The 3,499-nt window shown below is 41.2% G+C and carries 5 protein-coding genes; all 5 read right to left on the bottom strand.

Annotation, left to right across the window (positions count from 1 at the left end):
• Positions 1-250: 250 nt before the first annotated feature.
• The 5 genes from ELS82_RS24390 to ELS82_RS24365 all read right to left on the bottom strand — a co-directional run bounded on the left by ELS82_RS24390 (position 251) and on the right by ELS82_RS24365 (position 3,338).
• Positions 251-565, bottom strand: coding sequence for a helix-turn-helix domain-containing protein (locus tag ELS82_RS24390; protein ID WP_134837702.1), 315 nt, complete (start codon positions 563-565; stop codon positions 251-253).
• Complete coding sequence (locus ELS82_RS24385; RefSeq protein WP_134837701.1) at positions 552-884, bottom strand: type II toxin-antitoxin system RelE/ParE family toxin; 333 nt, start codon at positions 882-884, stop codon at positions 552-554. Before ELS82_RS24385 ends, ELS82_RS24390 begins: the two co-directional genes overlap by 14 nt.
• Before the next feature lie 703 nt (positions 885-1,587).
• The gene (locus ELS82_RS24375; RefSeq protein WP_167489523.1) at positions 1,588-1,800 is read right to left on the bottom strand and encodes a hypothetical protein; all 213 of its coding nucleotides are present in this window, start codon (positions 1,798-1,800) and stop codon (positions 1,588-1,590) included.
• Positions 1,801-2,246: 446 nt separating this feature from the next.
• The gene (locus ELS82_RS24370; RefSeq protein ID WP_134837700.1) at positions 2,247-2,774 is read right to left on the bottom strand and encodes a hypothetical protein; all 528 of its coding nucleotides are present in this window, start codon (positions 2,772-2,774) and stop codon (positions 2,247-2,249) included.
• Between the two features lie 138 nt (positions 2,775-2,912).
• A complete protein-coding gene (locus tag ELS82_RS24365; protein WP_134837699.1) occupies positions 2,913-3,338 on the bottom strand; it encodes a GNAT family N-acetyltransferase in 426 nt (141 codons plus the stop codon).
• Positions 3,339-3,499 lie beyond the last annotated feature (161 nt).

The following is a 3,499-nucleotide window of genomic DNA, read 5'->3' as shown; positions in this document are numbered from 1 at the left end:
CACGAATCTTGGCATGTTTTACGGTTGGAGAGATTCAAGAATTTGAGCCGACAATACAGAATTGCCGACTAAGAAAAGCAGGTGGCCAGAGGGAGCAAGAAGATTAGAACAAAGAACTTTTCTGCCCTTTGCCTAACGCCCAATTAAGGTGTGAAGCACGCTACCCCTACACCCAATTTGAACACCGTAAACACTGAACTAGATTCAAACCAAAAATGCCAAACGTGCTGAATCACTCTTAAATTGTTTGTTATAGCTCAGCGATGTGTGACAGGGTTTCTGGATGACGCTGAACCAATTTTAAAAGGGTTACCGCTTGTCCATTTGGTGCGCTACGCCCTTGTTCCCAATTTTCTAATGTACGAGATGATGTATGCAGTAAATGTGCAAACACACCACGAGACATATTAAATTGTTCACGAATACTCACGATTTCATTAGGTGAAATATCTAAATCACTGAAATCGTTAACTTGATGAGTTTTAAGGGTTAACTTACCCTCAGAATGTTCTTTAGCCTCAATAATAGCTGAACTTAACTCTGTAAATAGGTCACGATTGCTCATTACGCCACGCCTCCATAAAAGCCTTTAATTGTTTCTTTTGGTCTGCGGTTAAATCGGACATTTCATTCTTGCCATAAATTGTCAGCAAGTAGAAACGACGTTTTTCATCGAGGAAGTAATAGATAACACGAGAGCCACCACGCTTGCCCTTGCCTTTACTTGCAACTCGAATCTTTCGCAAACCACCTGTACCTTGAATCACATCACCCTGTTTCGGGTTAGACATTAATTCAGTTTGAAAAAGTCTAAACTCTTCATCGCTGAGATACTCATTACGGTACTTTTCAAATATGGTCGATTCGACAAATATACTTTTCATACGCAAAGTATACGCAAGTAACGTACAGATAGCAAAACTGTACGTTATTAACGTAGTTAATTTTTTGAAAGCGATGCTGACCTGAGCTATAACGCCGCATTAAGTGGTGAACAACGCGACCACCCAACCTTAAACCTTGGCACTTTTAGCACTAAAGCTGACCTTAACTGAAATTGCCAAACGTTGAGAATCCGTCTTAAATGCTTTGTTATGTTTTAGCACAATTCGTTGATTTACTTGGCAAAGAACTGAAATGCATACCTATATTTCTGAACCAAATCACAAGCTCGAACTCACTTGACCGCCAGATGCGCAAAACCAGAAACGAGTAAGCCCACTTCCCTGCTAATGAGGCAAACCGATACGCTTTCAACAAGCGCCCTTTCTTAGCAAAAGCAGCGCAGAACAATGGCGATTTGCCGAGGCAACTGCCAAGGTTATTGGCTGATTGGGAAGTACGCACAAAGCGACTTTGAACCAAAGAAACAAAACGACCAAACCACCTAAAAATCGAATGAAGCAACCCACGAACCTTGGCATGTTTTACAGGCTAAGTGGTTTAAGAACGGGGGCGACAATGGTGATTTGCTGAGTCTACTCCCAGCGAGTAGCTAAAGGGGCAAAGAACGACTCAAAGGCATTTAAGCCATTGAAATCACATTAAAACATAACGCCAAATTAAGTAGTGAGCAACGCTACCACCCTACCTAAACCATTGTGCCGTAAACACTAAAGCTGATTCAAACCCCAAATGCCAAGCGTTGCGAATCTGCTTAAATTTATTGTTATGTTTTACCACAAATACATGATTTAATTGAGAAAGAACTACAATTTCTGACTGGTTTTCTGAACCAAACCACAAGGTAATAATCAACTTGGCCACCAAAGGCGACCAATCAGAAACGAGTAATTCCACTTCCCTGCCCAATGAGGCAACCCGACTAAGCTCTAACGAGCGCCCTTTCTTTCCAACCAAAGCGCAGACAATAGAAAATTGCCGAGACAACTGCCAAGCCGAAATGCTGATTGGCTAAGAATCTAAAAGCGACTTTAAGCCAGTTAAACATGAAACCGACCGCCACGACTTGRCAATGAAGCAATCCAGACATTGGCATGTTTTACGGCCTGAGTAATTCATGAACTTAGGCCGACAATGCGGATTTGCTGAGTCTACTAGGGACGAATTGCCAGAGGGACAAAGAACTCAAGCCTAAGACCTTTAAGCCTTTGAAATACAAGTAAACATAACGCCCTGTTAAGGGGTGAGCAACGCAATACCTGAGCTACTGCATACTACCTTAATCACTCAAACCAACGCACAGTAAAAATGCCATGCGTTGAGAATCCCTCTTGAACAGTTTGTTAGGTAAATGATTTATGACGAGACTTTTCCATTTTACCTGTTATAGCTTCACGTTTTGACTTGTCCCATTCATTTTTGAGTATATGCTGCGTACATCGTTCAATACGCAACAACTCTCTATCCAGTCTATCGTAGCGCTGTGCCTCAAACTGTAATAATACGCGGCTCATGCTTCTAACTAATTTTGTATCATAACTATCGATATTTTCATGCGGATTTAGGCGAAGTCGAACCTTAACACGTAACTCATTGAGCTCTTGAATATCCAGCGAGAACTTTTTGCTAGCTAGCCCACCTTCAAGATCTTTAACTGAATGATAGTGTTTTGATGCTAGCGCGCTGAAAGATGAAACTTCTTCTCTAAGTTGTTCTCGCCATTTCCCTCTTTCAACAGTAACGTTTTCTAAAAATAATTTTTTATTGGAACTTTTGTTTGCGAAATAGACTTTCAGTGCTACGCCAAACAAAGTACAGATTGCTCCCACCACAAACCAAAACAATCTCGATTTAAAAACTTCTTCCAACAACTACGATCTCCAATAAATTTACCTAACGCCCAATTAAGTTGTGAGCAACGCTGCCAAAGCACTCAAACACTTCACCGTAATCACAAAACCAATTGAAACCGAAAGCGCAGAGCGTTGCGAATCAGCTTGAATTGCTTGTTAGGTTTGTGCGCCAAACTTCATGAGATAATAATCTCCCAAGCTATCAGCGCCCTTTTGTGCTTTCATGAACCCTTTTGATTCATAGAAGCCAATAGCCCTTTCATTTTCTACCATGCACTTTAGACTCAAGCTACGATATGAAGACTTCGCCTTCTCTAACAACCGAGTGCCAACATTTTGCCTTTGGTGGTTATTCGAAACATATAGGTGATGAATAAAATTCTCTGGTTCCCAAATTGAAATAAACCCTAATACCTCACCACCTTCAACAGCCACCAAGACACGTTCACCTTCTGTGTCACGGCTAAAGTCTGAAAGCTCATAGTCACCTGTATCAAGCCAACTAAATGTAGAAACCCTAGAGCTTAAATACAGCTCGCTTATAGCTACCAACAAGTCGTCACTGTAGTCTTTGATTTCCATAAATCTCCTTCCGAAACCTAACGCCCAATTAAGGGGTGAACAACGCCTCCCCCAAACCTAATGCATTGTGCCATAAACACTAAATTTGAAGTAGAAGCAAAAATGCCAAGCGTTGTGAATCCCTCTTAAATTGATTGTTATAACACAATTGCTACACATCA

Origin of the sequence: Vibrio ouci (assembly GCF_004551525.1) — a bacterium.
Lineage (GTDB): Bacteria > Pseudomonadota > Gammaproteobacteria > Enterobacterales > Vibrionaceae > Vibrio > Vibrio ouci.
This window is presented reverse-complemented; position numbering and strand designations above follow the sequence as displayed.